At 55.9% G+C, this 26,541-nt stretch carries 22 protein-coding genes; 5 read left to right on the top strand and 17 right to left on the bottom strand.

The window, feature by feature from the left end; all coding sequences use genetic code 11:
- Window positions 1-11: 11 nt before the first annotated feature.
- The 3 genes from ACXAE6_RS04985 to ACXAE6_RS04975 form a co-directional block, all read right to left on the bottom strand.
- Window positions 12-821, bottom strand: coding sequence for a helix-turn-helix domain-containing protein (locus tag ACXAE6_RS04985; protein ID WP_475145265.1), 810 nt, complete (start codon window positions 819-821; stop codon window positions 12-14).
- Window positions 818-1,864 (bottom strand): SDR family oxidoreductase, encoded by a 1,047-nt coding sequence (locus ACXAE6_RS04980; protein WP_475145263.1) that lies wholly within the window; start codon window positions 1,862-1,864, stop codon window positions 818-820. Before ACXAE6_RS04980 ends, ACXAE6_RS04985 begins: the two co-directional genes overlap by 4 nt.
- Before the next feature lie 131 nt (window positions 1,865-1,995).
- On the bottom strand, window positions 1,996-2,205 hold the full coding sequence (locus tag ACXAE6_RS04975; protein ID WP_475145260.1) for a DUF2061 domain-containing protein: 210 nt from the start codon (window positions 2,203-2,205) through the stop codon (window positions 1,996-1,998).
- Between the two features lie 222 nt (window positions 2,206-2,427).
- Here ACXAE6_RS04975 and ACXAE6_RS04970 point away from each other — a divergent pair, with 222 nt between their 5' ends.
- Window positions 2,428-4,815 (top strand): DNA/RNA helicase domain-containing protein, encoded by a 2,388-nt coding sequence (locus tag ACXAE6_RS04970; RefSeq protein ID WP_475145257.1) that lies wholly within the window; start codon window positions 2,428-2,430, stop codon window positions 4,813-4,815.
- A 21-nt stretch (window positions 4,816-4,836) separates the two neighbouring features.
- On the opposite strand, the gene ACXAE6_RS04965 is transcribed toward ACXAE6_RS04970, so the two are convergent.
- The 6 genes from ACXAE6_RS04965 to ACXAE6_RS04940 form a co-directional block, all read right to left on the bottom strand.
- Window positions 4,837-5,313, bottom strand: a complete 477-nt coding sequence (locus ACXAE6_RS04965; protein WP_475145255.1) for a PIN domain-containing protein — start codon at window positions 5,311-5,313, stop codon at window positions 4,837-4,839.
- On the bottom strand, window positions 5,313-6,365 hold the full coding sequence (locus ACXAE6_RS04960; RefSeq protein ID WP_475145253.1) for a helix-turn-helix domain-containing protein: 1,053 nt from the start codon (window positions 6,363-6,365) through the stop codon (window positions 5,313-5,315). The genes ACXAE6_RS04965 and ACXAE6_RS04960 overlap by 1 nt, the downstream gene beginning before the upstream one ends.
- A gap of 120 nt (window positions 6,366-6,485) precedes the next feature.
- Entirely contained in the window at window positions 6,486-8,264 is a 1,779-nt protein-coding gene (gene recD / locus ACXAE6_RS04955; protein ID WP_475145251.1) for an exodeoxyribonuclease V subunit alpha, read from the bottom strand.
- Entirely contained in the window at window positions 8,261-11,683 is a 3,423-nt protein-coding gene (recB, locus tag ACXAE6_RS04950; RefSeq protein WP_475145248.1) for an exodeoxyribonuclease V subunit beta, read from the bottom strand. The genes recD and recB overlap by 4 nt, the downstream gene beginning before the upstream one ends.
- Window positions 11,676-14,897 (bottom strand): exodeoxyribonuclease V subunit gamma, encoded by a 3,222-nt coding sequence (recC, locus tag ACXAE6_RS04945; RefSeq protein ID WP_475145244.1) that lies wholly within the window; start codon window positions 14,895-14,897, stop codon window positions 11,676-11,678. Before recC ends, recB begins: the two co-directional genes overlap by 8 nt.
- A 37-nt stretch (window positions 14,898-14,934) precedes the next feature.
- Window positions 14,935-15,159 carry a DUF2798 domain-containing protein gene (locus ACXAE6_RS04940; RefSeq protein WP_392797952.1) on the bottom strand — a complete coding sequence of 75 codons (225 nt, stop codon included), beginning with the start codon at window positions 15,157-15,159 and terminating at the stop codon, window positions 14,935-14,937.
- Window positions 15,160-15,294: 135 nt separating this feature from the next.
- On the opposite strand from ACXAE6_RS04940, the gene ACXAE6_RS04935 reads away from it, so the two are divergent.
- A complete protein-coding gene (locus ACXAE6_RS04935) occupies window positions 15,295-15,996 on the top strand; it encodes a 2OG-Fe(II) oxygenase (protein WP_475145241.1) in 702 nt (233 codons plus the stop codon).
- Window positions 15,983-16,876: a DNA-3-methyladenine glycosylase 2 gene (locus tag ACXAE6_RS04930; RefSeq protein ID WP_475145238.1), complete on the top strand. Its 894-nt coding sequence runs from the start codon at window positions 15,983-15,985 to the stop codon at window positions 16,874-16,876. The genes ACXAE6_RS04935 and ACXAE6_RS04930 overlap by 14 nt, the downstream gene beginning before the upstream one ends.
- A gap of 4 nt (window positions 16,877-16,880) precedes the next feature.
- On the opposite strand, the gene ACXAE6_RS04925 is transcribed toward ACXAE6_RS04930, so the two are convergent.
- Both ACXAE6_RS04925 and ACXAE6_RS04920 read right to left on the bottom strand, forming a co-directional pair.
- A complete protein-coding gene (locus ACXAE6_RS04925) occupies window positions 16,881-17,285 on the bottom strand; it encodes a GNAT family N-acetyltransferase (protein WP_475145236.1) in 405 nt (134 codons plus the stop codon).
- Entirely contained in the window at window positions 17,282-17,899 is a 618-nt protein-coding gene (locus ACXAE6_RS04920) for an HAD family hydrolase (RefSeq protein ID WP_475145234.1), read from the bottom strand. The genes ACXAE6_RS04925 and ACXAE6_RS04920 overlap by 4 nt, the downstream gene beginning before the upstream one ends.
- 57 nt (window positions 17,900-17,956) lie before the next feature.
- Between ACXAE6_RS04920 and ACXAE6_RS04915 the strand changes: the two genes are divergently transcribed.
- Both ACXAE6_RS04915 and ACXAE6_RS04910 read left to right on the top strand, forming a co-directional pair.
- Window positions 17,957-18,763: a TatD family hydrolase gene (locus tag ACXAE6_RS04915; protein WP_475145232.1), complete on the top strand. Its 807-nt coding sequence runs from the start codon at window positions 17,957-17,959 to the stop codon at window positions 18,761-18,763.
- Between the two features lie 15 nt (window positions 18,764-18,778).
- Window positions 18,779-19,849: an AbrB family transcriptional regulator gene (locus ACXAE6_RS04910; RefSeq protein WP_475145230.1), complete on the top strand. Its 1,071-nt coding sequence runs from the start codon at window positions 18,779-18,781 to the stop codon at window positions 19,847-19,849.
- A gap of 146 nt (window positions 19,850-19,995) precedes the next feature.
- Here ACXAE6_RS04910 and ACXAE6_RS04905 read toward each other — a convergent pair whose 3' ends face one another.
- The 6 genes from ACXAE6_RS04905 to metK form a co-directional block, all read right to left on the bottom strand.
- A complete protein-coding gene (locus ACXAE6_RS04905) occupies window positions 19,996-20,721 on the bottom strand; it encodes a 16S rRNA (uracil(1498)-N(3))-methyltransferase (protein ID WP_475145228.1) in 726 nt (241 codons plus the stop codon).
- Window positions 20,722-20,775: 54 nt separating this feature from the next.
- Window positions 20,776-21,720: an N-acetyl-gamma-glutamyl-phosphate reductase gene (argC, locus tag ACXAE6_RS04900; RefSeq protein ID WP_475145226.1), complete on the bottom strand. Its 945-nt coding sequence runs from the start codon at window positions 21,718-21,720 to the stop codon at window positions 20,776-20,778.
- Between the two features lie 212 nt (window positions 21,721-21,932).
- On the bottom strand, window positions 21,933-22,712 hold the full coding sequence (locus tag ACXAE6_RS04895) for a hypothetical protein (protein ID WP_475145224.1): 780 nt from the start codon (window positions 22,710-22,712) through the stop codon (window positions 21,933-21,935).
- A 257-nt stretch (window positions 22,713-22,969) separates the two neighbouring features.
- Window positions 22,970-23,803 (bottom strand): methylenetetrahydrofolate reductase [NAD(P)H], encoded by an 834-nt coding sequence (gene metF / locus ACXAE6_RS04890; protein WP_475145223.1) that lies wholly within the window; start codon window positions 23,801-23,803, stop codon window positions 22,970-22,972.
- An 85-nt stretch (window positions 23,804-23,888) separates the two neighbouring features.
- The gene (ahcY, locus tag ACXAE6_RS04885) at window positions 23,889-25,289 is read right to left on the bottom strand and encodes an adenosylhomocysteinase (RefSeq protein WP_475145221.1); all 1,401 of its coding nucleotides are present in this window, start codon (window positions 25,287-25,289) and stop codon (window positions 23,889-23,891) included.
- A 74-nt stretch (window positions 25,290-25,363) separates the two neighbouring features.
- Complete coding sequence (metK, locus tag ACXAE6_RS04880; protein ID WP_475145218.1) at window positions 25,364-26,518, bottom strand: methionine adenosyltransferase; 1,155 nt, start codon at window positions 26,516-26,518, stop codon at window positions 25,364-25,366.
- Between the last annotated feature and the right edge of the window lie 23 nt (window positions 26,519-26,541).

Below are 26,541 nucleotides of genomic sequence, written 5' to 3'. Positions count from 1 at the left end.
AGTTGAGAGGTTCAGTCAGCGGCTTGTGTACTGGATGCTTGGAGTTGGCGTGGGGAATAACCAAACTGCTTCTTAAAGGCGAAAGAGAAATGCGACAGATCTTCAAAACCCAGTTCCAGGTAGATGTCGGAGGCCGTGGTGGCCTGGTGGGTTAATAGAAAGTGCGCTTCCTCTAAGCGTCGCCGGACCAACCAGGCAGCCGGCGAGCTATTAAAGATGGCTTTAAAATCGCGCTTGAACGCCGAGAGGCTGCGGCCGGTCAGAAAGGCAAAGCGCTCCAGGCTGACGTTGAATTTGTAGTGTGTCGCCATGAACGATTCCAAATCCAAACGACCCGGACGGCGGAAGTCGAACAGTATGGCCGCCAGCTCGGGCTGTTGTTGCAGCAGTAGTAACAGCAGTTCTTCGCGCTTGACCTCAGCAAAGGCCGGGTCCAGTTGCCCACCGCCTAAATAGTAGGGGCGCAACGATTGGACAAAGGCGGCCAGACGATCGGTACTTTGTAAGTGAACAAAGGTGTCGGTCTCAGCCCCGGTCGCTAGTGGTTTCGGGTGGCGTTCTAAAAAACGCCGTAACAGCGCTTCGTCAAACCGAACCGCCATCTTTTCATAACGGCCGGGTTGGCGATGTTTGCGGTAGTGCACCAGGCGGTTTTTACGGACTAAAACCGCCGATCCTGCCTCTAATCGCAAGTACTGCTGGCCGTCGAAGCCTTCCATCTCGCCTTCAATAACGAAGATAAACAGATGCTCAGCGACAAATTGCTCGGGTGAAATGTCCGGGCCCAAGTAGCAGGCGGATGCGTCGGTGAGGTTGTTCATTGGCCCAACAATCCAAAGTGTTCCAGGCTCAGTGCGGCATCGAGAATGGCCGTCTCGTTAGAACGAGGTTGCCAACCGAGCAGCGTGCGCGCTTTGGCGTTGGAGGCATTGCGACGGATACCCAGCATAGGGGTCAGCTCCCGGGCTTTCGGATTAAACAGCGCAACCAATCGTACCAACCAGTCGGGCAGTGCTTTGGGGTCTGGGTTGGCCACCAGCTTGGGGTAATGCTGCGCCACCAGATGGGCGATGTCGATCAAACTCAGCTCGCCGCCCGCAAACGCCAAAAACCGTTCACCAGCAGCCTGTGGATGCGTCATCGCCAGTAAATGTAAAGCGGCAACATCGCGCACGTCGACAATGCCCAGGCGAATGGATGGCAGCCGTTTCATAGAGCCATCCAACACCGCCTTTAACAGGCTTGGGCCGCTCGACAAATTAGCGTTCAGCTGAGGCCCAAAAATACCCATGGGATTAATCACGCTCAGCTCCAGCGAGCCACCGTCACGCTCGATAAAATCCCAGGCGGCGCGTTCGGCCAGAACCTTCGATTTATTGTAGGGCGATAAACCGGGTTGATGCGGGTCGGTCCAGTCGGCCTCGGTGATGGGTTGATTGGGGTCTTTATGGCTGTAGCCAACGGCGCCGAAATTAGAAGTCATCACCACGCGCTTAACTCCACCATCCCGCGCCGCTTTCAGTACCCGCCGGGTGCCCTGGACGGCCGGTTGAATCAACTCATCTTCGTGCTTGGGTTTGTGGTGAAAGATCGGCGAGGCCAGGTGTTGCACATAGTCGTGCTGGGCACACAGCTCGTCCCAGCCGGCATCGGCCATTAGGTCGGCTTGTGCAAATTGCAGTTTGGGTATTTTGGAGATACCGGCCTGTTCCAGACTATTCAGCACCTCCGCCTGCTTGCCCAGATCGCGCAGCGTGGCGGTAACCGAATAACCCTGTTGCAGCAACTGAGCGATGAGATGTACGGCGACAAAGCCATTGCCGCCGGTGACCAAAACCCGAGTGTCGGCTGGAGAAGTTGTCATAACTTGAACCCCTGAAGGAAAGAGCGTTCAAGTCTAAGGCCTGTGTTCCAGTTGCCACTTTGTTGAGCGGCTCAAATTGACTTTGTTCAGAAGTCCAGAATTAAAGGCCTAGGTCAGAAGGTTAGGTTGTCCTACACCACCGTACTGAACTGCGGGTTTGACTGCGCCTTCATCCGCTCAATCCGCTTCCAGACTTTCTCGTGGAAGTAGAACGCCACCGTATTCACCCCTGGTTCAACCAACGCCACCAGACCGCCGACGACAAAACTGCCGGTCAAAGCCCAGGCGACGCTGAAAGCGATGGAAAAGTGCATCACGGCAAAAGTGGCTGTTTTAATCATCTCGGTGCCTGCTGTAGGTTTTGGCTATGATGAGAATGATAGTGGTTATTGTTTGATTGTCTAAGGTGTTCGAATTTATGTGGGTGATAGGTACGGCGTATGGCTTTGCTAACGTTGAACCTTTCATTAATGGCGCTTATATATTCTCGAAATTTCTGAATGCGGTGAGGTTTGCGTATTGTTGGTATAAAGTTGCTCTAAGAAGTAAAAGGAAAACTACTAATGTTGGTATACAGTGGAAATAAGAAACGATTCATCGAGGATGTAAGTGCAAACGCTATAGAAAATATCATTTTGACAGAATTTCAAAGGAAGTTATTTAAGCGCCCATCTAAGAATGAAGTTCTGTCATGGAAGAACTCCATGCAATACATGTTTAAGATTCTAATTGACCCAGATATTCCACTGGATTCAGGTGTTTCAATTGAATATATGTTGCCTTTGGCTAGCAAGCGCATCGATTTCATATTGACAGGTAAGGGCGAAGATAAACGAGACACCGCGGTAATTATAGAGCTCAAGCAATGGAGTGAAGTAAAAAAAACTAGCAAGGACGGAGTAGTAAAAACCTATTTAGGTGGAGGGGAAAGAGAAACCAATCACCCTTCCTATCAAGCATGGACCTATTCAGCATTAATAGAAGATTATAATGAAACCGTTAGGCAAGAAGATATAAGGTTAATGCCTTGTGCATATCTACATAATTTAGATTCTGATTCAGCTATTAATGATGACTTTTATGCTGTTCATACTAGCAAAGCTCCTGTTTTTATTTCATCGGATGCTAAAAAGCTCGCTGACTTTCTAAAAAAATATGTCAAATATGGCGATACCGATAGCATCATGTATCGTATCGAGCATGGCAGAATTAAACCTTCAAAGGGGTTGGCTGATAGTCTTACTTCGATGTTAAGTGGGAATCAGGAATTTCTGATGATCGACGATCAAAAGTTGGTTTATGAAGCGGCTATTGATCTAGCGCATAAAGCCAAAAATAGTAAAAAAGTACTTATTGTTGAAGGTGGGCCGGGTACAGGTAAATCAGTGGTAGCTGTCAATTTATTAGTCGAGTTTACCAAGCGTGAATTGAATACGCAGTATGTGTCAAAGAATGCAGCTCCTCGGGCCGTTTATGCTGCAAAACTGACCGGCACAATGACAAAAACCAAAATTAACAATATGTTTAAAGGGTCAGGTTCATATATTGAAACAGAGTCCAATTTTTTTGATGCACTGATCGTAGACGAAGCCCATCGACTGAATGAACGCTCAGGTCTTTATGGCAATCAAGGCGTCAATCAGATCAAAGAGATAATCAATGCGTCTAAGCTTTCTATATTTTTTCTTGATGAGAATCAGCGAGTCACTTTAAGTGACATTGGTTCGCTAGAAGAGATTGAGATGTGGTCGAGTCAGCTGGGTGCAGAAATTCAGCGTATGGATTTAAAATCGCAATTTCGTTGTAACGGATCAGATGGTTACCTTGCATGGCTTGATTCATCATTGCAGATACGAGAGACGGCAAACAACACGCTTGAAAATATTGATTACGATTTCAAAGTCTTCAACTCACCTGTTGAGTTGCGGAATGAGATTTTTCAGAAAAATGCGATTAATAATAAATCACGACTTGTCGCCGGATATTGTTGGAAATGGGCGAGTAAAAAAGATAAATACGCAATGGATATCAAAATTCCGGAATATGGCTTTGAAGCACAATGGAATCTCACTACAGACGGTAGCCTATGGATTGTGTCTCCAGAGTCCGTCAGAGAGATTGGCTGCATTCATACTTGTCAGGGACTCGAAGTAGATTACATCGGCGTAATCATTGGCCCCGACCTTATCGTGCGTAATGGTCGGATAATCACTGACGCAAGCAAGAGAGATGGCAGAGATAGTACTGTTAGAGGTTACAAAAGACTTTTGAAGGAAAAGCCTAGCGAGGCAGTCAAAGTTGCCGATGATATTGTTAAGAATACCTACCGTACGCTAATGACACGTGGACAAAAGGGCTGCTATCTATTTTGCACAGATCCAGAAACCAACGAGTATTTTTCAGCTTTGATTGATCAGGCTCGCCAGATTAAAGAGATAACACTTGAAGAGAAATATCCTGGTTTAAATCTCCGGATTCTTCCAAAAGATGAAGCTATACCTTACATAAATTCTGTTCCTTTATATGACTTGAAGATTGCTGCTGGCGACTTTAGCGAGTACCAAATTACAGGCGAGTTTGACTGGGTCGAGCTGCCAGAACATTTTCGTTTGGCTGAAGGATATTTTGTTGCACAAGTGCTGGGCGAGTCTATGAATCGACGTATACCAAATGGTTCTTGGTGCCTTTTTAAAGCCGACTCTGCGGGATCTCGCGAAGGAAAGATCGTATTGGTGCAACATCGGGATATTCAAGATATTGAGCAGGGAGGGCATTACACAGTTAAGGAGTATCATAGTGATAAAATTTTTTCAGAGGATGGTGAATGGCACCACTCCAGGATCACACTTAGACCAAAATCTAGTGCGCTAGGTTATAAGGACATTGTATTAAGTGAAGATCAAGCAGGAGACTTAAGGGTAGTTGGTGAATATATTTCGATTCTGAATTAGCGAGCTTTAAGGTTGTCTAAACTAGCTTTCCAGGGCGTTGATTGCTACCTCCCAAGGCAATCGACTTCCAGCTTCGCGCATCCGCTCATAGGCTTGGCGTGCTGAATGTTTATCGACAAGCCTATGAGTGATCAGCTCGTTCACCAGCCAGATCGTGCCTCGGCATTCCACTGCTTCAGTTCCTGCGGCGGCTCTGAGGTCTCCGTCGCCGGTTAGTAATGGACAACATTCTTGTTTTGCCAGTGCCAGGCAGAAACAATCGTAGCGGCTGGGTTTGGCGTAAACGCCAGTCAGTCTCTGCGCTTCCAGCATTCCTTCCGGCGTTAGCTCCGTTTCAATCAGTCCCAAACCAAGAAGATAGCCATGCTGGTCTGAGAGTTCGTCCTTGAACAGCATGTCCGATACTTTGAATTCGTATGGTAACTGGAACATCAGCTCTACCAACTCACCGGCTTCCATGTCGATCAGTACGTTGGCGTCGCTGATGAGCACCTCCATCAGTCACCAACCTCGGCCAGCACGCGTGATTTGCGGAAAGTACTAACAGGCATTGCTAACAGTTCAGCGGCTTTTGAATCGGAAAGGATGCCTTCGCCCGCGCCCCGGTAAACCAGCTGCTCGAAGTGCTGAGTGTGCTCTGGTGGGTAAGGTCTGCCGGGTTCCTGGCGATGCCAGCCTTTTTGGCGAACGGTGCGGCACATGGCTGCAAACTTCTCGTCGCTGATTACGCCCAGGTCTTTGCAGCGGTAGAGCAGGGCTTGGATGCTTAAACCGTATTCGTGTTTCAGTAAATCCAGTTCTTTCCATTCCAGGTTATGGCGTTGCCGGCCCAAAGCGGACCAAACACCTTCTTGGGGAATTAGGAAGGCGCCGGCAAAGCGATTGCAGGCTTTTTCCTCGTCGATGTCAGTTGGCAATCGGTCGTGCAGTACCAAGTGGCCTAATTCGTGCGCCAGGGTGAATCGTTGCCGATCACCCGGCCAGTGTTTCGATACGACGATGACCGGCACGTTTTCAACGGTGGCTTGTAAACCGTCAAACTGATTGGCGTGCTCTGACTCGGTTTGGATGACCAAGACACCCTGGGATTCCAGTAGATCGATTAACTCTGGAATTGGGTTCAGGCCGAGATGCCAGTGGTGGCGAATGTGTTGGGCAGCCTTTTCAACGTCGTCCAGCGATTCAATGGTTGGCAATTGGGCGGGCAGCACGAATTCATCGACAGGAAATTCCGGCCAAAGGTTGCGTAACTCAAACCAACGCTCCGCCTGGTCCAGTACATCGGCTTTTAACTGGTTGATGACTTTCTGTGGAGTGCTGGCTTTCTTGCGGTATTCGATGCCTTCCAGCCTGACGGTGTTCGGGCGGAAAAAGTACTCGGACCGCACTGATAGTGCGTCGCACAGTCGAATCAATACCGATGAAGACGGCATGCTTTCGTCGTGTTCGTACTTTTTAATCATGTTGGCGCTGACGCCGATGGCCTGGCCCAGGTTGGCCATTGAAAGGCCAGATGCCGCGCGGGCGCGCTTGAGTCGTTCACCGATCATGGCCGCCTCCGGTTTATAAATAACAACAATTGTTGTAAATCATAAACCGGCAAGTTTATTTCTGACAGACGTAAAACGTGAACTGCTGTGAATTTGGTTAAAAAATAGGCTATGCAATCATTAAGCGTTTGTCGCCAACCTCTCCTTCAACCCCGAATGCCGCTCAACTCGCATCCGCACCCCTTCCAGCCAAACCCCTTCCCCACCGAACACCACCAACGCCTGCTTCGCCCGCGTTAAACCCGTGTAGATCAGTTCGCGGGTGAGCTTGGGGCTGGGGGGTTCTGGCAATACCATCGCGACGTGTTCGAATTCGCTGCCCTGGGTTTTGTGGATGGTCATGGCGTAGACGGTTTCGTGCCTCGGCAAGCGGCCCGGGGCGATGGGTCTGTGGCCGTCGCCTTCTGGGAACCAGGCCAGGAGTTGGCCGTTGTCGTCGGGCCAGAGCAGGCCGATGTCGCCGTTGTAGAGGCCGACGCCGTAGTGGTTTTCGGTGACCATGATTGGTTGGCCGCGATAGGCGGGTTCGCGGTTGGGGTTGAGTTGGCGTTCGATGCGTTCGTTCAGCGCTTCTACGCCGCGTGGGCCGACTCGGGTCGGGCACAGCAGGCGGAATTGGAACAGACGGTCGAAGGCTTCGGTCAGGGTGTCGGCCTGGGCGATGGGTTGGTACCAGGTGCGCGTCCAGGCGTCGATTTGGGCGTAGAGGTTGCTATCGCCGAGCCATTGGACGTCGCTGTGTTCGCCTTTGAGCGTGGCCAGGCTGGCGTCGCTTTGACCGTCGATGACTTGTCGGGCGAGTTGGCCGATGCCGGAATGGGGGCCGAAACGGCGGCTGTCGTAGAGATAGCTGAGGTAGTCGGCACTGTTTTGAACGCTGTTTTCAACGTTCATTCCCAACTGTTTAAGTTGAGTTTTTCGAGCCTTTGAGTAGCCCGGATGCGGTCTTTCGGCCAAGTCGGCGAGCACGCTTCCGGCTGCAACGGACGGTAACTGGTCGGCATCGCCCAGGAAGATGACGCGAACGTGTTCGGGTAGGGCGCGGAAAAGCCGGGTCATTAATGGCAGATCAACCATCGAGACTTCATCGACCACCAGAATATCGAGTTCCAGCGGGTTGCGTTCGTTATGGCGGAAGTCGAGTTGGTTGGGAATGACGCCCAATAAACGGTGCAGCGTGGAGGCTGTTTCCGGAATGGCCTCGAGCGTGAGCATATCGACCGGGCCGAGCAGGCCAGCTTTGGCAGCGCGGATGGATTCGCCCAAACGCTGGGCCGCTTTGCCGGTGGGGGCGGCGAGTTTGATAACCGGCAACTCGTTGGCGGTGGCCGCCAGTAAGGCGAGCAGTCGGGTGACAGTGAAGGTTTTGCCGGTGCCAGGCCCGCCGGCGATGACGGTAAAGCGGTTGAGCAAGGCATTGGCGGCCGCGACCTGCTGCCAGTTGGTGGTGTCGCTGGTGCCGAATAAGTCGGTGAGTACCTGCTTGGCGCTTTTCAGGTTGGCGTCGACCGGGGCGTTGAGGCGCGAACCCAAGGCGGCGGCCAGTTCGGTTTCGAAGCGCCAGTAGCGGCGCAGGTAGAGGCGGTCGAGGTCGAACACCACCGGGGCGTTGTCGTCGGGGCCGATTGGCAAGGCGCTGAGTTTTTCAATCCAGTCGTTCAATGCCGGGAAGCGATAACCACTGTCCGGGTCGTCTTCAGCGCGCCACTCAAAACGACCGGCCCAGTGGCTCAGTTGCAGGCAGGCGTGGCCCTGTTGCAGCGCCTGGCTGACGCCGACCAGGGAGTGGAACAGCCAGTCATCGTGGCAATTCAAAAAGTCGCACAGCCGTTCGGCGAGCAATAAGTCGAGTTCGGCGACGCCTTCCAGATGACGGTTTAGGTCGAGTAGGTCGGTCATGCGTTCGCCTCCTCGCCTTGGAACAACGCATCCAGTTCGGCGATGGCGTTAAGGTCGGCTTCACGATGATAGATGCCGCTGCTTTGGCCCGGCGCCATGCCGCGCAGGTAGAGGTAATGCACGCCGCCCAGATGCTGCGCCGGGTCGTAATCGGCCAGTCGCGTTTTCAGATAGCGGTGCAGCGCCAGGCTGTAGATCAGGTATTGCAGGTCGTAGTAGCTGTTCTGCACGCTCTCGGTCAGCCAGGGGTCTAGGTAGCGCGCCAGCTGGTTGCCGAGATGGCTGGATTTGTAATCGACCACGTAATAGCGGCCGGCCCAGTGGTAAACCAAGTCGATGTAGCCGTGCATCATGCCTTTCAGCCGCCGTGGGTCGGGCAGTGCTACCGCTTGCTGGCCGCGGTGGCGGGCGAGAATATCGGCCAACTGGCGGCCGGCGCTGGTGGTGGCGTTGAGCGGGAAATAGAACTCCGATTCGCGCAGCGTCTGGTTGAGCGGTAAGTCCACCAACCGCACGCCGCTGGGCAGTTCGGTTTGCAGAATCTCGTTGAGCCAGTCGATTAACTGCGGCTCAGCGTCTTTGATGCCGCTGATCAAGCCCTGATAGCGCTGGCGCGGCGCCTGTAAGGCGGCGTCGAAATCGGGTTGGTGGAAGTCGAGGCGTTCCAGAATGTCGTGCAGCAGATTACCGGCTTCGGCGCCACGGGCGAGCGAGAAGCGCAGTGGCAGCTCGCCGCTGGGCGTGTTGGTGGCTTCGGGTTCGTCCTGGTCGCGGTCGGGGTTGGAGAGGCCACCGTGGCGCGCGTTGCGGGTCAGTGCCGAGAAAGAGCTGAGCCACCAGTCGCGTTCGATCTGGCCGTGGAAGTCGGCGGGTTTTAGGTTGGTTGGTTGGGTTGTTGTGGCCGAGGGGTTTTGTTCGGTCGTTAGGGCGAGATCCCGGATCAAGTCCGGGATGACGTTGTTAGGGGCGTCCGGGATGACGGCGCTGTTTTGGTTGCTTGCTTGAGTGCCGAGTTTTTCGCGGATCGTGCCGAATTGTTCGATGCCCATGCAGCGCGCCAGCGGGCTGCGGCCGAATTCTTTGAAGTCGGCCGCCAGAATATAGAGTCGACTTTCGGCCCGGGTGGCGGCGACGTAGAGCAGGCGGATATCTTCGGCGATTTGTTCTTGCTGCCAGAGTTCGATTTCTTCGTCGCTCGGGTTCAGGGCCAGGCGGGCGCTGTGATCATTGCGATCGTGGTAACGCACCAGCGAGGGCGTTTGCCGGGCGCTGCGGCCGTAGCTGACGAACGGCAGGAAGACGACCGGGTATTCCAGGCCTTTGGCGCCGTGCTGGGTGATGACCTGTATCAGGTCGGCGTCGCTTTCCAGTCGCAGTTGCGCTTCGGCGGCCAGGCGGTCGTCGTCGCGCGCCTGGTCGAACCAGTGCAGCAGCGCCCAGGGTTGGCGGTGATGCTGGCTGGCTTGTTGCAGCAGTTCGAGCAGATGCAGGCTGTTGGTCAGGGCGCGTTCGTGTTGCGCCGGTCGCGGTTGAACGTGGCGTTGGAACAGCGCCAGCGCCATGCTCATCAGGCCCTGGTTGAGCCAGCGTTCGCGCAGTTCGGTGACTTCGGCTTGCAGTTCGGCCCAGCGATGTTCGTTTTGATGCAGCTCAAACAGCGCTTCGGTATCGAGGCCAAACCAGGGCGTGGCGAGCGCCGCAACTAAAGCGCGATCGTTTTCCAGATCGAGAATGCCATGCAGTGCCAGGCGCAGGCTGTCGGCTTCTTCGCTTTTCAGGACGTTGTCGCGGCTGCTTAAATAGACCGAATTTAGGCCGTATTCGCGCAGTGCCAGTTGGATGGTGGCGGCTTCGTTTCTGTCGCGGACCAGTATTGCGATGTCGGCCGGGCGTACTGGTTTATCCTGCCAACTCGCTTGCGTTAACAGCCGTTGGATTTCGGCGGCGGCCCAGACCGCGAGTGTGCTTTGAGCCTCTTTGGCGTAGGGCTTGTCGTCGGCAGGCAGTAGCCCCCATTGCACGGCTGCACGGCCCGCTGGGTCGTTCAGTTCAGCGGCGTCTTTGGCGCCGGCGTTGACTGGCTGGTAGTTGATGCCGAAGCCGAAAACCTCGCGGCCGCCGTCGTAAAACAGTTGGTTGTAGCCGTCGACGACGTCCGGGTGTGAACGGAAGTTGGTGTCCATCTGCCACTGCTGGTCGGCGTTGTCTCGCGCGCTTAAATAGGCGAATACATCGCCGCCGCGGAAACCGTAAATGGCCTGTTTGGGGTCGCCGATCATGCACAGCAGCGGCTCGGGTTTTCCGTCGTCCGGTCTTTGATAAATCCTATCCAGAATGGCGTACTGGTCCGGATCGGTATCCTGAAATTCGTCGACCAGCGCGGCCGGGAATTGCTCGGCCAGCGCCGCCGCTAAGGGTGCGCCGCCGTCTTCGGTTAAGCGTTGGCGTAGCAACACAATCAGGTCGTTGAAATCGAGTTGGTTGAGGCGATCTTTGGCGTTGGCCAGATGCTGACGGGCGTAGTCGATGCCGGCCCAGGCCAGTTGGGCGCGGTGTTCCAGACTGATTTGATTCAGCGCTTTGGTGAGGCGATGCAGCGTCGGTAACTGGTCGATTTTTTTGGCGGTGCTGAAGGCGTTTTTGTTAAAAGCCTTATCGAATAACGCCGGTGCTGAACCGGGCCAGGGTTGATTGGCGAGTTGGGTTAATTCGTCCAACGTCGCTTGCCAGATGGCTTGGTTATCGCCGCGCCGGGTTTTGACGTTCAGCGCATAAAACGCCTCGGCCTCGTTGTCCCACTGCTCACGAAACGCCTGCCAGGCCGGTTCCGGGTCGGTCACGCCCGGCTCGGGTAACGGATCGCTGCTGGCGATGGTATTGGCCCAGGCATCGAAAAACGCATCCGGTGTGGGCCAGTGTTGGTAGAGCAAACCAAAGTCATCATCGCCGGCGCGGCGGCGATACCAGTCGCGCAGCGCTTCCAGTATCAGCTCGCGGCTGTCGGTTTCCATCTCGGCGTTAAAGCCGATGCCGCTGGCAAAAGCTTGCTGCGTTAAAGCGCGTTTGCAGAAACCGTGGATGGTGTAGACCGTGGCTTCATCCAGATGCAACAGCGCCTGGTGCAGTCGGGCTTTGGCTTTGACTGGCTCGATGCGCTGGCGCAGTTCGGCGAAAAAGGGTTCGTCGAGTGAGTCCCACTGGTCGTGGGCCTGGCGCAGCAGCGTTGCCAGACGGCCGCGCAGTTCTTCGGTGGCGGCTTTGGTGAAGGTCATCACCAGAATGCGGTCGACGCCGAGGTTCGATTCCAACAGCAGTCGAATATAGAGCCGGGTGATGTTGTAGGTTTTGCCGGTACCGGCGCTGGCTTCGATCAGCTGGCGGCCGGTCAGTGGCAGGGTGGTGGCGTCGAGTTTAGGCATGGGCCGTCTCCTGCAGGTGCGCAAACAAGGGTTCATAGAGCGCCAGCAGATCATCGCGCAGCGTCGCTTCATCGGGCGCTTCGGGCCAGAACCAGTGCATATAGGCGTCGCTGCCTAAACCGCTGCGGAACTGGTCGCCGGTCCAGAGGCGGTCGAAGTGGTACGGCTGGTAGTCGCCGCGCGTGCGCGGTTTGGCGACTTCCAGGCCGATGGCCGAGTTAAACGGCAGCGGCCGGCACAGCGCCAGTTTCCAGATGCGCAGCCAGTTGGTCAGTTCGGTCTTGGCGTCGTCGGCGGTTAGCGCTGCCAACTGCAATTGATAGACGGCGTCGGTTTTGTTGGTGCGGTACAGGCCCAGGGTTTCGGTCGCACCACTGAGGTTGGCGACCAGATGGTGCAGCCAGAGCGTCAGGTAATCTTTGCCTTTGGCGTCGGCCAGGCGCCAGAACAGCAGGCGGCCGTCGGCGAGGCGAGGTAACTGGGCGCTGAGTTGCTGGCCGTCGATGCGCGTTTCGACGTTTTCGAGTGTCAGTTCAGCGCTGCCCAATGCCATTAAGTGAGCGGCGAATTGTTCGGCCTGTTGCTGCCAGCTTTGCAGGTCGTCTTCGGCCTCAGAGTGATCGGGTAACAAGCCCGAGAGCCGGGCGCGGTCGAGCCAGCTCTCGACCGGCACGTCATCCAAGCCGAGCTCGCTGTCGATCAACTGCGCCTGGAGTTGATAGCGCGTTAAATGATCGGGCGCGAAGGGTTCGCTGTCGTCCAGTTGCGGGCCGCTGTCATAACCCAGGAATAAACCCAGACGCTGGCGCGCGAAGGCGCGTGACGGATGATCGAGGGCGTCGATCAGCTGTTTCAGCGGCAGTTCATCCGGCCATTCCGGTTCCGGCAGTTCGGCGATGTTGCTGGCGTCACGCAGTGGCTCGGTCAGGCGCAACCAATGGCGGTCGAAGCTCGGTTGTGCGCCCTGGTAATTGGCCGCAGCGAAGGGTTGCAGCGGCAGATCGCGAATTTGTTCGCGGCGCCAGCCGGTGGCGCTTTGCAGATAGTCGAACAGTTCGGTCAGCACCAGCGACGGCTGACGCTCGGTGTTGTTGGTAACGTCGCGGCCCTGATAACTCAGATAGATCGCATCGCGCGCCGAGAGCAGCGCTTCGAGGAACAAATAACGGTCGTCACCGCGGCGGGAGCGATCGCCCAGACGATGATCATTCGCCATTAGATCGAAGCCCAAAGGCGGCCGGTGGCGTGGGAATTCGCCGTCGTTTAAGCCGAGCACGGCCAGCACTTTGAAGGGTATGGAGCGCATCGGCACCAACGAACAGACGGTGATCTGGCCGGTTAAAAACTGGCGACCGCCGCTTTGGCTGCCGGAGAACGCCTGCATCAGCACATCGCGAATCACACCTAAGGGAATGTCGCCGTCGAAACCGGCTTCAAAGCAGTGTTGGCCGAGGTCGGCGATGGCGGCGCGCAGGTCGTCGTGCGCCGGGTCGAAGCTCTCGCCAGTGGCGAACAGCGCCAGGCGCAGGCGGTCTTTGAGGAAGGCTTGCCAGTGTTCGATGTCGCGCGGCTGGTTCAGTTCCGCAGCGAGCTGTTTAAGGCGGCGCACGAAGGCCATCAAGCGGCCCAGTTGCAGCGCATCGCTGCCTTCGACGTGCGGCAGTAGTAAGCGCTCACCCAGGATGGTTGCTTCGTCGCCCCAGGCAAAGCCGAGCAGCAGGCGGTCGAGGCCTTGTTGCCAGGTGAAGTGATCGCTCACCTCGCGTTCCACAAAGCCCGCCTTGTGTTCGGCATCCAGCCCCCAGTGCACCGCCGCCGTGCTGAGCCAATGGGCGAGCTGGTCGACGTCGTCGGGTGTTAACTGGAATTGCGTCTGGATGGCCGGAACGCGCAGCCAGCCGATCACCTGGCTGACCTGGAAGCGGGCGTCGGGCAGGGTTAATAAATCGAGAAAGGCAGCGACGGTTGGGTCGGCGTCTTTCAAATGGCGGTCGGCGATCGAACAGGGCAGCGGCGGCACTTTTTCCGAGAGATCTTCAAAGCGGCGCGCGAAGACGGCTTCGACAAAGGGCGCGTAGTCTTCGACGTTGGGGCACATCACCACCACGTCTTTGGGCGTCAGCGTCGGGTCGTCGTTAAACCGATGCAGCAGCCAGTCGTGCAAACCCTGGACTTCGCGCAATGCCGAGTGGGCTCGGGTGACGCTGATGGAGGTGTCGTTCAGCTCGCTGGGCGTGTCGCGGCCATCGCGCAGATGCAGAATGTCGCGTTGTAGTTGGGCCAGCAGCGTTGGCGTTTCGTTTTCGACAAACACCGGCGTTTCCAGATCGGCGCGTTCGCTGAGCAAGCGCACAAAGGCCTGGCCTTGCTGGCCAAGGTTGGCGAGCAGCGGGTTGCCCACATCCAGCGGCGTGTCCGGGTCGCTTTCGGCGTCAATCCAGCGCGCCCGTTGTTTGGCCGCCTGGCGTTCGCTGACCACTTCGCCCCAGTAATCGTCGCTGGGGTTGAGGTAGAGCAGGTGGATGTCGATGCCGCCGCGATCAGACAGCGCTTTAATAAAGTCGAGCCAGAACGGCGACAGCGCGTTGATGCCGAATAGAAACAGCCGTTCGGGCAAGGCATCGGCCGGTTGTGCCAGTTGGTCGATGGCCTGGCGCGCCAGCTTGATCGGGTGGGGTACGGGTGTATCGGCAGTCAGCGAACGCCACAGTTGCGCTTGCCAGTGATCGCCGCGACCGGCATCCCAGTCGGCAATCCAGTCCGGGCGATAGAGCAGATACTGCTCGTATAAATCGGCCAGTTGCTCGGCCAGTTGGTGGCGGCGCACCGCTTGCTGGCGATCGCTTTGGCGTTGCCAGTAACGAGTGGGTTCGGTGAACACAGGATCGGCAGCGATGTCGTCGCGCGCCAGCAACGCATCCAGGCGCCAGCTTAAAACTTCACGTCGATAGGGCGAGGCTTCGGGCACGGTGTTTGGGCCAAGCACGCGGCGAATCAGCGTCCAGAACTCGGTGACCGGCAGTGGAAAGCGCAGGTTCATGCTGATGCGCCGGTGGCGATGCTGCGCCAGTTGCATGCTCAGCCAGTGCTGCATGCCCGGGTTTTGCACCAGAATCACATCGGGCTCGAGGGCGTTATCGACGGGCACGGCGAGCAGCCGCGCCAGCGGTTCGACCAGCACCTCGAGTTGATTTCCGGGCAGGGTATGCAGCATGAATGGGCACCTTAAATATCCGTGCCCAGTGTATCAGTTAACGATGCAGGTAGGCGGTCAGCGCTTGCAGTTTGGGTGCGCCGAGCAGAATCAGAACAAAGGCGATCGGCCAGGCAAACAGAAAAGCCTGACCCCAGGCGTGCAGATAATCAGCGCCAAAACCGATGTTCAGCCAGGTGATCAGAGCGGTCATTAAAGTGACCATATAAACCGACATCAGCAGCGGAAAGGTAAAGGGCCGCAAGGTTTTATGAACGCGCATTCGGTGTTTTCCCCAGGGTTGAGACCGCCCCTATGATGGGGCTTTCGAATTGCATCGCAAGGTGCGGATGGCACTGTGGTGGCTAAAGCCTAGAGTGCGGTTAAAACCGAGCCTGGAAAACGAGTGGATGCTGAAATGACGAATCGACTGACCAACTACGACTGGCCAGCGCTGGAAACTGAACTCGACCGTTATGGCAATGCCCGGTTACCCAGGTTATTACAGCGGGACGAATGCCAGACGCTGATCGACAGTTACGCCGACCGTCAGCGTTTTCGCAGCCAGGTGATTATGCAACGTCACGGCTTTGGTCAGGGCGAATACCAGTATTTTGATGATCCGCTGCCCGAACTGATCGCTACCTTAAGAGCGCAGCTTTATGAATGCCTGGTGCCGCTGGCGAATCGGTGGTCGCAGCGTCTGGGTTTTGAGCACCGTTATCCAAAAACGCATGCCGACTTTATTGCGCACTGTCACGCCGCCGGTCAGACCAAACCGACGCCGCTTTTGTTGCGCTATGGCAAAGACGACTACAACTGTTTGCATCAGGATCTGTACGGTCCGCTGGCCTTTCCGCTGCAACTGACGGTGATGCTGTCGCAGCCGGGCGAGGATTTTAGCGGTGGCGAATTCACTTTGGTTGAGCAACGGCCGCGTCGCCAATCGCGCCCGGACGTGGTTTCATTGCAGCGTGGTGATGCGGTTATTTTTGCCGGTCAGTATCGGCCGGTGGCGGGAACGCGCGGCGATTATCGAGTCACTTTGCGTCACGGTGTCAGCCGGGTGCACGGTGGCGAACGCTTTACTCTGGGACTCATTTTTCATGACGCTCAATAGCACGACCTTGTCGCTCAATCTGCCCGCCGATTTTCGCCGTGACGATTTTCTTGCCTTCCATGGCCGCGATGTCGAAAGCGTTGCCGAACGCTGCGACGACCAGTCGGTTACCAAAGCGATAATGTTTCAAGGCCAGCCATTAACGCTCAGCTTTCACTTCGATCAGCACCGATTCAGCGTTCAGTGCGAAGGCAAAAAAGCTGCTGAATTTCCGCTGCAAAATATTGCCGAAAGAATGCTTGGTCTGGATCAGGGCGCGGCCGAATTCGAAGCGCAGTTTGCCGATCATCCTGAGGTCGGCGCCTTACTGAAACAGCGGCCGGGTTTGCGCGTGCCGCAATCGGCGACACCTTTTGAAGCGCTGGTCTGGGCTATTGTTGGCCAGCAGATCAGCGTGATCGTGGCGATCAATATTCGGCGTCGATTAATTTTGGCTGCGAACCAGCCAGCACCGCAAAATCTGCTCGCCTTTCCCGATGCGCAAAGCTTGATGGCACTGAGCGACGAGCGGCTGCGTGAGACCGGTTTGTCGCGCGCCAAACTGATTGCCATTCGAGCCTTATGTGCTGGCATTTTATCCGGTGGATTACCGCTGGATGATTGGTTGCAAGCGCCGGATGCCGAGCTGATTTCCAACCAGCTATTAGCGCTGAAAGGCATCGGTCCCTGGACGGTGAGTTATGCCTTGCTGCGTGGCTTCAGTTGGCTCGATGGTTCGTTGCACGGCGATGTGGCGGTGCGCAAAAACCTCGGTGAATTACTGGCGCACGAGACTACGCCAGATGCCAAATTTACCGAGCAATGGCTGGCGCAGTTTTCGCCCTGGCGCGCTTTGATGGCAGCGCATCTTTGGGCGCGGGCGAATGCGGCGGGTTATTGAGTCGTCAATAATGTTTGTACATACCCAGACTCGCCGGTCCGGTGTGTTGGTAACCTAGCTTTTCATAGAAGCCAGGTTTATCGGCGATCAAACAAACGTAGCTACCGGCTTCAACCACCGTTTCTAAATAACCTTCAATGCGCTGCATGATGCCTTTGCCTAAACCCTGGCCTTGATACTCAGGCGAAACTGCAATATCGACGATGTCAAAATTGCAGCCGCCGTCGCCAACCACACGACCCATACCGATAAGTTGGTTTGAGGTATCTCGCACGCAGATGGCATAGAGTGAACCTGGCAAGCCTTTTTGCGCGGCGGCTGTGGATTTAGATGAAAGACCGACCGCCACTCTCAGCGCACAATATTCCTCGACTTCAGGAAGTGTTTCTTGCCAGCTCAATACCGTCATCCAAATACTCCTTGTTGTTTCAGTACGCGCCGAATATCTTCCGGTCCAAACACCTGCTCGGCGTTAATGCCTAACGCACGCGCAACTTCAACATTGTGGATGCCGTCATCAAAGAACCAGCATTCTTCCGGCTGTGCATTCAGCGCTTCTAACACCGCCTGATAAATCGCCGGATCGGGTTTCATTAAACCGAAATCGAGGCTGGTAAAGGGATGGTCGAGCAGCGGCCAGAAGGTGTTGCGCTGTTGCACGATCGACAGATGGTAGGGGTTGGTGTTGCTGAGCAGGCTGAGGGTGTAGCGGCCGTCGGCTTTAAGATCCTGAAGCAGCGGCACGGCATCGTCGAAGTCGGTGTCGAGCATGGCGCCGAAGCGGGACTGGACTTCTTTCCGGTCGATGTTGAGGTCGAATTCCTCGATCAGCGCGTCGGTGAAGGCTTCGAAATCCAGCTGGCCGGTTTCAAAGGCGTGGGTGGAGCGGGCGTTACCCCAGAGCGCATGAATCTGCTCGAACGGCACGTCCCGGCCCAGCAATACGGTCACCTGTTGGTGCCACTGTAAGCGCACCAGAACGCCGCCCATGTCGAAAATCAGATGTTTGATCGTTGCCGGCATGGCATCTCCACTCGTTGATCACTAAACTGGGCCGCCCACGTTCCAAGGGTCATTATTATGAGCCGCAAGAAACGCGATATTCCCGTCTTTTCCCATCCCATTGTCGAAACGCACTGCCACCTCGACTACCTCAAGGATGCCGAACTGAGCCAGATTCTGGATGACGCCAGAGCCGTGGGAATCGAGCGTATCGTAACCATAGCGGTGGAGCCGGACAATCTCGGCCGGGTGCGCGATCTGACCGAAGAACACGAGATGATCTACGGCACTCAGGGCATTCACCCGCACGATGCCGACCACTATACCGACGCCACCGACGCCGAGCTGCGCCAGCATGGCAACGATGACAAGATTGTAGCCATCGGTGAGATCGGCCTGGATTACCATTACGATCATTCCGACCGCGCCAAACAGCGTCAGGTATTTGCTGATCAATTGAAGATCGCCTGCGAACTCGACAAGCCGGTGGTCATTCACACCCGTGATGCCGATGAAGACACCCAGGCGATTCTGGCGGAGTACGTGCCGCACCTGAAACGCAAAGGCGTGATCCACAGCTTTACCTCGGGCATCGGCCTGGCGCAGTACTGTTTAGAGCAGGGGTTTATGCTCGGCTTTAACGGCATCATTACTTTCAACAAAGCCGAGAACGTGCGCGAAGTGTTGGCGGCCACGCCGATTGAACAATTGGTCGTGGAAACCGACTCGCCGTTCTTAACGCCGGTGCCCTATCGCGGCCAGGAAAACGCGCCGAAGTTTTTGCCCTTTGTGATCGAAAAAATCGCCGACGTGAAACAATTGCCGGTGGATCAGGTATTGAAACAGAGTTACCACAACGCCCAGAGACTGTTTGGCTGGGCCTGAGACAAAGCAATCTGAATGACGAAATCTGCCAGCTCGGCCGTTGTATTCGTAAAACGCTGGGGCTTTTTGCTGCTGGTGTCGGTGGTGTTTGCCGCCGTACTGGAACTGCTCGGCCTGCCCGCTGCTTTGCTGCTCGGGCCGATGATCGTTGGCATCGTCTTCAGCCTCAGAGGCAGTTCGCTGCGCATCGGTAAGCCGGGTTTTTATATGGCGCAGACGATGATTGGTTGTCTGGTCGCGCGCAGCCTGGAAGCCGATGTCATCGTCGATTTTTTCAATCGTTGGTGGTTATTTCTATCGGTCACCTTGCTGGTACTCGGCATTGCCGCCGCTCAGGGTTGGCTGCTGGCGCGCAAGCAGGTGTTGCCCGGCACTACCGCCATTTGGGGCACGCCGCCCGGCGCGGCCTCGGTGATGGTGATTCTGTCCGAAAGCGGTGGCGGCGATCCGCGCCTGGTCGCCTTTATGCAGTATCTGCGTGTGCTGCTGGTAGCCGGAACGGCGTCTGTCGTGGCGGCGATTACCGCCTCCCATTCGGGTGTGTCGGTCACCAGTGCCGCCTATTGGTTTCCGTCCTTTAACCTGATTTCGCTGCTCGAAACATTGATGATCGCCGCCTTCGGTGGCTGGCTCGGTTTGAAGTTAAAGATTCCGGGTGGCGCCTTGCTGACACCCTTGGCGATTGGCGGCGCGTTAACGCTGAGTGGCGTCGTGGAACTGGTGCAGCCGCCCTGGTTATTGGCGATCAGCTATATGGTGCTCGGCTGGCGCATCGGTCTGGGTTTTACGTTGGCCGTGGTGCAATACGCGATGCGCGCTTTCTGGCGCATTCTGTTTTCGATTCTGCTGCTGATGGCGTTATGCGGTGTGCTGGCGATTGGCTTGGTGGTGCTGTTCGATATCGATCCGCTGACGGCGTACTTGGCGACCAGCCCGGGCGGGCTGGATAGCGTGGCGATTATTGCGGCGTCAACCGATGTCGATATCGGTTTGATCATGACCTTCCAGACGTTGCGGTTTTTGTTGGTGTTGTTGGTGAGTCCGATGTTGGCGCGGGCTTTGGCGAAGCGGTTGAGGGGTGAATGAACCATCGTAGGTAGCGATGGGCTTGGGCAGTTAGGCCAGTGGTCGTCTTTTTTGGCCATGGATGGCCAAAGTCGAGCCTCCATGGACGGGTTTACGGCGTGCCACTGGCCTAACTGCCCGAGCCTATCGCGGGTTATGCCTCTTACTTAAAAATCACCCCACCGCTGCTGCAACAAAGCCAACATCACCACGGGCGCGGTTTCGGTACGCAGCACGCGCGGCCCGAGTTGCCAGCTTTGGAAACCGGCTTTGGTTGCAGCGCTGACTTCCAAGTCGGTGAGTCCACCTTCGGGGCCGATCAGGAAGCTGACGGTTTCGGGTGAAGCCTCCGGGAAATTCGGTTTGTCTGCACTGGTGTGCAGCACCAGTTTCAGCGCGCTGTGTTGTGCGGCTACCCAGTTTTCCAGGCTTTGAATCGCACCCAGTTCTGGCAATCGATCCTGCCCGCATTGTTCGCACGCCGAGGCCAGCACGCCTTGCCAGTGCTGCAGTTTCTTTTCCTGCCGGTCGGCTTTGAGTTTTAAATCGCAGCGCTCGCTGGTCAGCGGTGTGATAGCGCTGACACCGAGTTCAGTGGCTTTTTGCAGGGCGTAATCGAAGCGGTCGCCTTTGGACATGACCAAACCCAAATGCGTATGCAGTGGCGATTCGGTGTGGCTGGGTAATGCCTCAAGCACCTTGACCGCAGCCTCGCGTTTGCCGACCGATGCCAGTTCGGCGCGAAAGCGCTGGCCGCGACCATTAAACACTTCCAACTCGGCGCCGTCGTTCATGCGCAGCACGCGCACCAGATGCCCAAAGGCGCCGTCGGGCAGCGCCAGTTGCGTGCCGCTTTGTTCGGCGTCGGACAGGTAGATTCGCGGGATGCGCATCGGTGGTTACCGTTTCAGTGACAGCTTTAATTACAGCTTTAATTACAGCTTTAATTACAACAGGCCGGTGCTTTCGTCTAAACCCAGACGCAGATTCATATTCTGCACCGCCGCGCCGGACGCGCCTTTGCCCAGGTTGTCGAGCCGCGCCATCAGCATGATGCGGCCGTCTTTGGCGAAGACGAACAATTCGATGCGGTTGCTGTTGTTGCAGGCGGTCGGATTTAAAAATCCGCCCTCGTCGAGTTGCGATTCGTCATTCAATGGCATCAGTTGCACGAAGGTTTCGCCGCTGTAGGCCGAGGCCAGGCATTGATGAACCTGGGCGGCGCTGCCGTTTAATAATCGTTCGTGTAACGGCACTTCGACGATCATGCCTTGTTCAACGTTGGCGACGGTGGGCACAAAGACCGGAGCGAATTCAAAGCCGGGAATCTGCTGCATTTCCGGCAGATGTTTGTGGCTGAGGTCCAGGTTTTTCGGCCGTGCTGCGGCATTGGCCGCATCGCGACCGGTCTTGCTTTGGTAATCGGCGATCATGGCTTTACCGCCACCGCTGTAACCGGTGATGGCGTGCACGCTGATCGGGTAATCCTTGGGCAGCAAACCGGCGTTGACCAGCGGCGTGGTCAGCAGGGTCATGCCGGTGGGGTAGCAGCCGGGGTTGGCGATGCGGGTGGCGGTGCGCAGTTGTTCGCGCTGGCCGGGCAGTTCCGGTACGCCATAAACCCAGCCCGGTGCAACTCTGTGAGCGCTGGAGGCGTCAATGATGACGGTGTCAGGGTTGGTGATCAGCGACACCGCTTCGCGCGCGGCGTCGTCGGGCAAACAGAGGAACACCACCTCGGCTTCGTTGAGGTATTGCTGGCGCAGGCTTTGGTCGCGACGCTGGTCTTCGGGAATGCTGACCAGTTCGACCTCGGGATGAGCCTCGAGCCGTTGCTGAATTTGCAGTCCTGTGGTGCCGTACTGACCGTCGATAAAAACCTTGTGTGCCATAGTCTGCTCGCGTGCTGATGGTTGGGCCGTGCAAGGGTAATACTCATCGGCGCTCGGCGGTAGAGTTGCTCAGTGCATTTCTGTGCATCCACTCCCAGCGGTGAACTGGAGCTGCCGTAGTGGGTGTGCAATCCCCCATCTATACAGCCGCAGTTATTCGCAGGGAGCTTGCAGCCTGAGCGGGTTTCGTCTCGCTAACATGTCACCGACTCTTAGCAGCTCTTTTCTGGGCCGGCGCGATGAAATAATGGTTGCCCTAAGAATAAATCTTCGAAAAAGGCCAAGCGATTCGGCATGATTTCCCGTGTCTGCGTTTCAACATTCTGGGGTAGACGACCAGGGTGTAGGAGTATCGTCCAGGCAAAAAGCGCGGATTCAGCCATATCTTCTTTGTCCGGTTCCCTGGCTGCGTAGTCCGTCACAAAGGCACCATCGGCTTGCTGTGCGTTTCGCCATGCCCGGGTTCTCAAGTAACGTGCATCCAATGTTGCATGGACTGATTCATGGAAAACGGTTTCTTCTAAGTCGTGGTTGCGTATACGCGTTCGGATGTTATCGGAGTACAGTACGAAGAAGTGCCCTTCAGCCTCACCAAAAGCCGTTTCATCGCCCTCGTGAATCACAACATGATCCAGCTGAGATCGCATGACTGTAGGCAGTTTTCCAATAGCCTGGGCAACCGGCTCTACCACGCTCAGTGCAGCGGCCTGAGAGCCGAAGCTGGAATTCGCCCAAAGCCCGACCGAAGTGCCGTCCGTGTAATTGGCAACAAAAGTATAGGTTCCGTTATCAAAGAGTGTATCGCTACGTTTGTCGGGCATCTCTGCCCGTTGCACGCCTTTGTAGGCTAGGCAGGAAAAAGCGGTTTGATCAGAAGATTGGATGAACTCTAAGTCATTGGAGACAACAGAATTTGGGAAGAGGGTATCCGATAGTGCCGTTACAGCCAGCGAATGCATAAACAATATAGCTACTAGCAAAATTATACGCATTTATATCTCCATTATTTAATCTACCAGCGCTTTGCTTATGCGGATTTTAAACCTGACCACTGTATTTCACGCGAATATTTCGACTCTTTGCCCGGGCGAGTTGAATGTTTCGAAGCCTTGGGCCGGAAGCCGTGCCAGGAATAGATCGAGTGTTTCAAGTCGCCGGATCTTGCTTGAATTAAAGCCGGTTACAGGTGGAGAGTTGCTGCCTCACAGTCCATTAGGCTTAAAGGGAGCGGATCACTCCCATGTCCCTTTTACTTCAGCCGATCCAGAATCGCCAACGCCGGTTCCGCGCGGTTCAGGGTGTAGAAATGCAGCCCCGGTGCGTTGCTGTCGAGCAGTTCGTGACATAGGGTCGTCACCACTGTCTGGCCAATCGCCTGGATGCGTTTACTGTCATCGCCGCAGGCTTCGAGTTGCTTACGCAACCAGCGTGGAATGTCGGCACCGCAGGCATCGGAAAAGCGGATCAGGCTCGATACGTTGGTGATGGGCATGATACCCGGCACGATCTCGATGTCACAGCCGCGTGCCCTTACTTCACGCACGAAGTGACGGTAGGCGTCGGCGTTGTAGAAGTATTGAGTGATGGCGCGGTCGGCACCGGCTTCGGCCTTGGTGATGAAATTTTGAATGTCGGCATCGAAGTTTGGCGCTTGCGGATGCATTTCCGGGTAGGCCGCAACTTCGAGTTTAAAAGTGTCCTGGTAACGAGTGCGGATAAAACGCACCAGGTCGCTGGCGTAACGGAAGTCGCCACCAGTACCACCCATGCCCGACGGCAAATCGCCGCGCAAGGTGACGATGCGACGAATGCCGGCATCGCGGTAACGATCCAGTAATTCGACCACTGTCGCTTCCGTAGTACCGATGCAAGACAGGTGCGGCGCACTCGGCACACCACGCTGATTCAGCTCAATCACGGTCTGAATGGTGCGTTCCTGAGTGGAGCCCCCAGCGCCGTAAGTGACCGAAAAAAATTCCGGATTCACGGCTTTTAATGCAGCGTGTTCTTCGAGCAATTTTTCATAACCGGCTTCGGTGCGCGGCGGAAAAAATTCAAAGCTGACGGGAACGGAGATGGACATTATTTGGACTCTGTCGGGAGACGCTGAACGGAAGACGCACAACGCTAGTTAGCGTCGGCCGTCTCCCATCCAGCGTCGAGCGTTTTTAGTACTTATAATCGTTCGGCTTGTACGGACCTTCGACCGGTACACGAATGTATTTGGCTTGCTGGTCGGTCAGGCGGGTAATAACGCCACCGAAACCACGCACCATTTCTGCCGCCACTTCTTCGTCGAGTTTTTTCGGCAGGACTTTCACGTACAGGTTCTTGGCTTTTTCGGCTTCCGGCAGGTCGGCAAATTTCTGTTCGTACAGATACATCTGCGCCAGCACCTGATTGGCAAAAGAACCGTCCATAACGCGGCTCGGGTGGCCGGTGGCGTTGCCCAGGTTGACCAGTCGGCCTTCGGCCAACAGGATCAGATAGTCGCTGTTGTCGTCGCTGCGGAAAATCTGATGCACCTGCGGCTTCACTTCATCCCAACGCCAGTTTTTGCGCATGTAGGCGGTGTCAATTTCGTTGTCGAAGTGACCGATGTTGCACACCACGGCGCCTTTTTTCAGTGCGGTCAGCATGTGTTGATCGCAGACGTTGGTGTTGCCGGTGGTGGTGACGATAAGGTCGGTGTTGCCCAGCAGTTCTTTGTTGATGCTGGCGGCGGTGCCGTCGTTTTGACCGTTTTTGTACGGCGAGACCACTTCGAAACCATCCATGCACGCCTGCATCGCGCAGATCGGATCGATCTCGGTGACGCGCACGATCATGCCTTCCTGACGCAAGGATGCAGCCGAACCTTTGCCGACGTCACCGTAGCCGATGACCAGCGCTTTCTTGCCGGCCAGCAGGTGATCGGTGGCGCGCTTGATGGCGTCGTTCAGGGAATGACGGCAACCGTATTTGTTGTCGTTTTTCGACTTGGTGACTGAATCGTTAACGTTGATCGCCGGGACTTTTAACGTGCCTTCATCAAGCATTTCCAGCAGACGATGCACACCGGTGGTGGTCTCTTCGCTGATGCCGTGAATGTCGTTCAGCAGCTGCGGGTATTTCTTGTGCACCATCTCGGTCAAATCGCCGCCGTCATCAAGAATGATGTTGGCGTTCCAGGTCTCTTTGCCGTCTTTTTCCGAGAGGATGGTTTGTTCGATGCACCAGAGGAATTCTTCTTCGGTTTCACCTTTCCAGGCGAATACCGGAATGCCGGCGGCGGCAATCGCAGCGGCAGCGTGATCCTGAGTGGAGAAAATGTTGCACGATGACCAACGCACTTCCGCGCCCAGTTCCACCAGCGTTTCGATCAGCACGGCGGTCTGGATGGTCATGTGAATACAACCCATGATGCGCGCGCCGGCTAATGGCTGTTCGGCTTTGTATTTGGAGCGCAACGCCATCAGTGCCGGCATTTCGCTTTCGGCAATGGCGATTTCTTTGCGGCCATACCCGGCCAGGTTGATGTCGGCGACTTTGTAGTCGGTGAAGGTGGTTAAGTCGGTTGCGGTGGTCATTGTTTTCTCCTGCTTAACGCTGGACGGGAGACGGCAGGCGCCAACTTCGTCCAGCGCTAACACTGTGATTTTGATTAGAGGCTAGCGGCTTTTTTCAAAGCGTCGACTTTATCCAGATTTTCCCAACTGAAACCGTCGCGGCCGAAGTGGCCGTAAGAAGCAGTTGGGCGGTAAATCGGCTTGAGCAGGTCGAGCATTTCGACGATGCCACGCGGACGCAGGTCGAAGTGTTCGCGCACCAGTTCGGCAATCAGGTTTTCATCAACCTTATTGGTGCCGAAAGTGTTGATGGAAATTGAAGTCGGTTCAGCGACGCCGATGGCGTAAGAGACCTGAATTTCGCACTTATCGGCAAGGCCAGCGGCGACGATATTTTTGGCCACGTAACGACCGGCGTAAGCGGCTGAACGGTCGACTTTTGATGGGTCTTTACCGGAGAAAGCACCGCCGCCGTGACGCGCCATGCCGCCGTAGGTGTCGACGATGATTTTACGGCCGGTCAGACCGCAGTCGCCCACCGGGCCACCGATAACGAAGTTGCCGGTCGGGTTAATGTGGAACAGCGTTTTGTCGTGCAGCCATTCTTGCGGCAGCGTCGGCTTGATGATGTGTTCGAGCACGGCGTCGCGCAAATCGCCCAGGCTGATGTTGGGGTCGTGCTGAGTTGATAGAACCACGGCATCGACCGCGACTGGCTGGCCGTTTTCGTAGCGCAAAGTGACCTGAGATTTGGCGTCCGGGCGCAACCACGGCAGGGTGCCGTTTTTGCGCAGCTTGGCCTGGCGTTCCACCAGCCGGTGTGAGAAGTAGATTGGCGCTGGCATAAAGGCGTCGGTTTCGTTGGTGGCGTAACCGAACATCAGACCCTGGTCACCGGCGCCCTGATCTTTGTTGTCGGCTTCGTCAACGCCCATGGCGATGTCGGCCGATTGTTTGCCGATGGCATTTAATACCGCGCAGGAATCGGCATCGAAACCGACGTCTGAGCTGGTGTAACCGATGTCGCGAATGACGCCGCGCACGATGTCTTCGAGATCGACGTAAGTGTTGGTACGCACTTCACCGGCGATGATCGCCATGCCGGTTTTCACCAGGGTTTCGACGGCGACGCGGGCATTTTTGTCTTCGGTCAGAATGGCATCCAGAACGGCGTCGGAAATCTGGTCGGCCATTTTATCCGGATGGCCTTCGGAGACGGACTCAGATGTAAACAGGCTGTATTCGCTCATTGTGGTTCCCTCGAGCTGATGAT

This window comes from Saccharospirillum sp. ABV4_185 (assembly GCF_056159245.1).
Note: the sequence above shows the minus strand (reverse complement) of the source record. Positions and strands in the feature narration are given on the sequence as shown.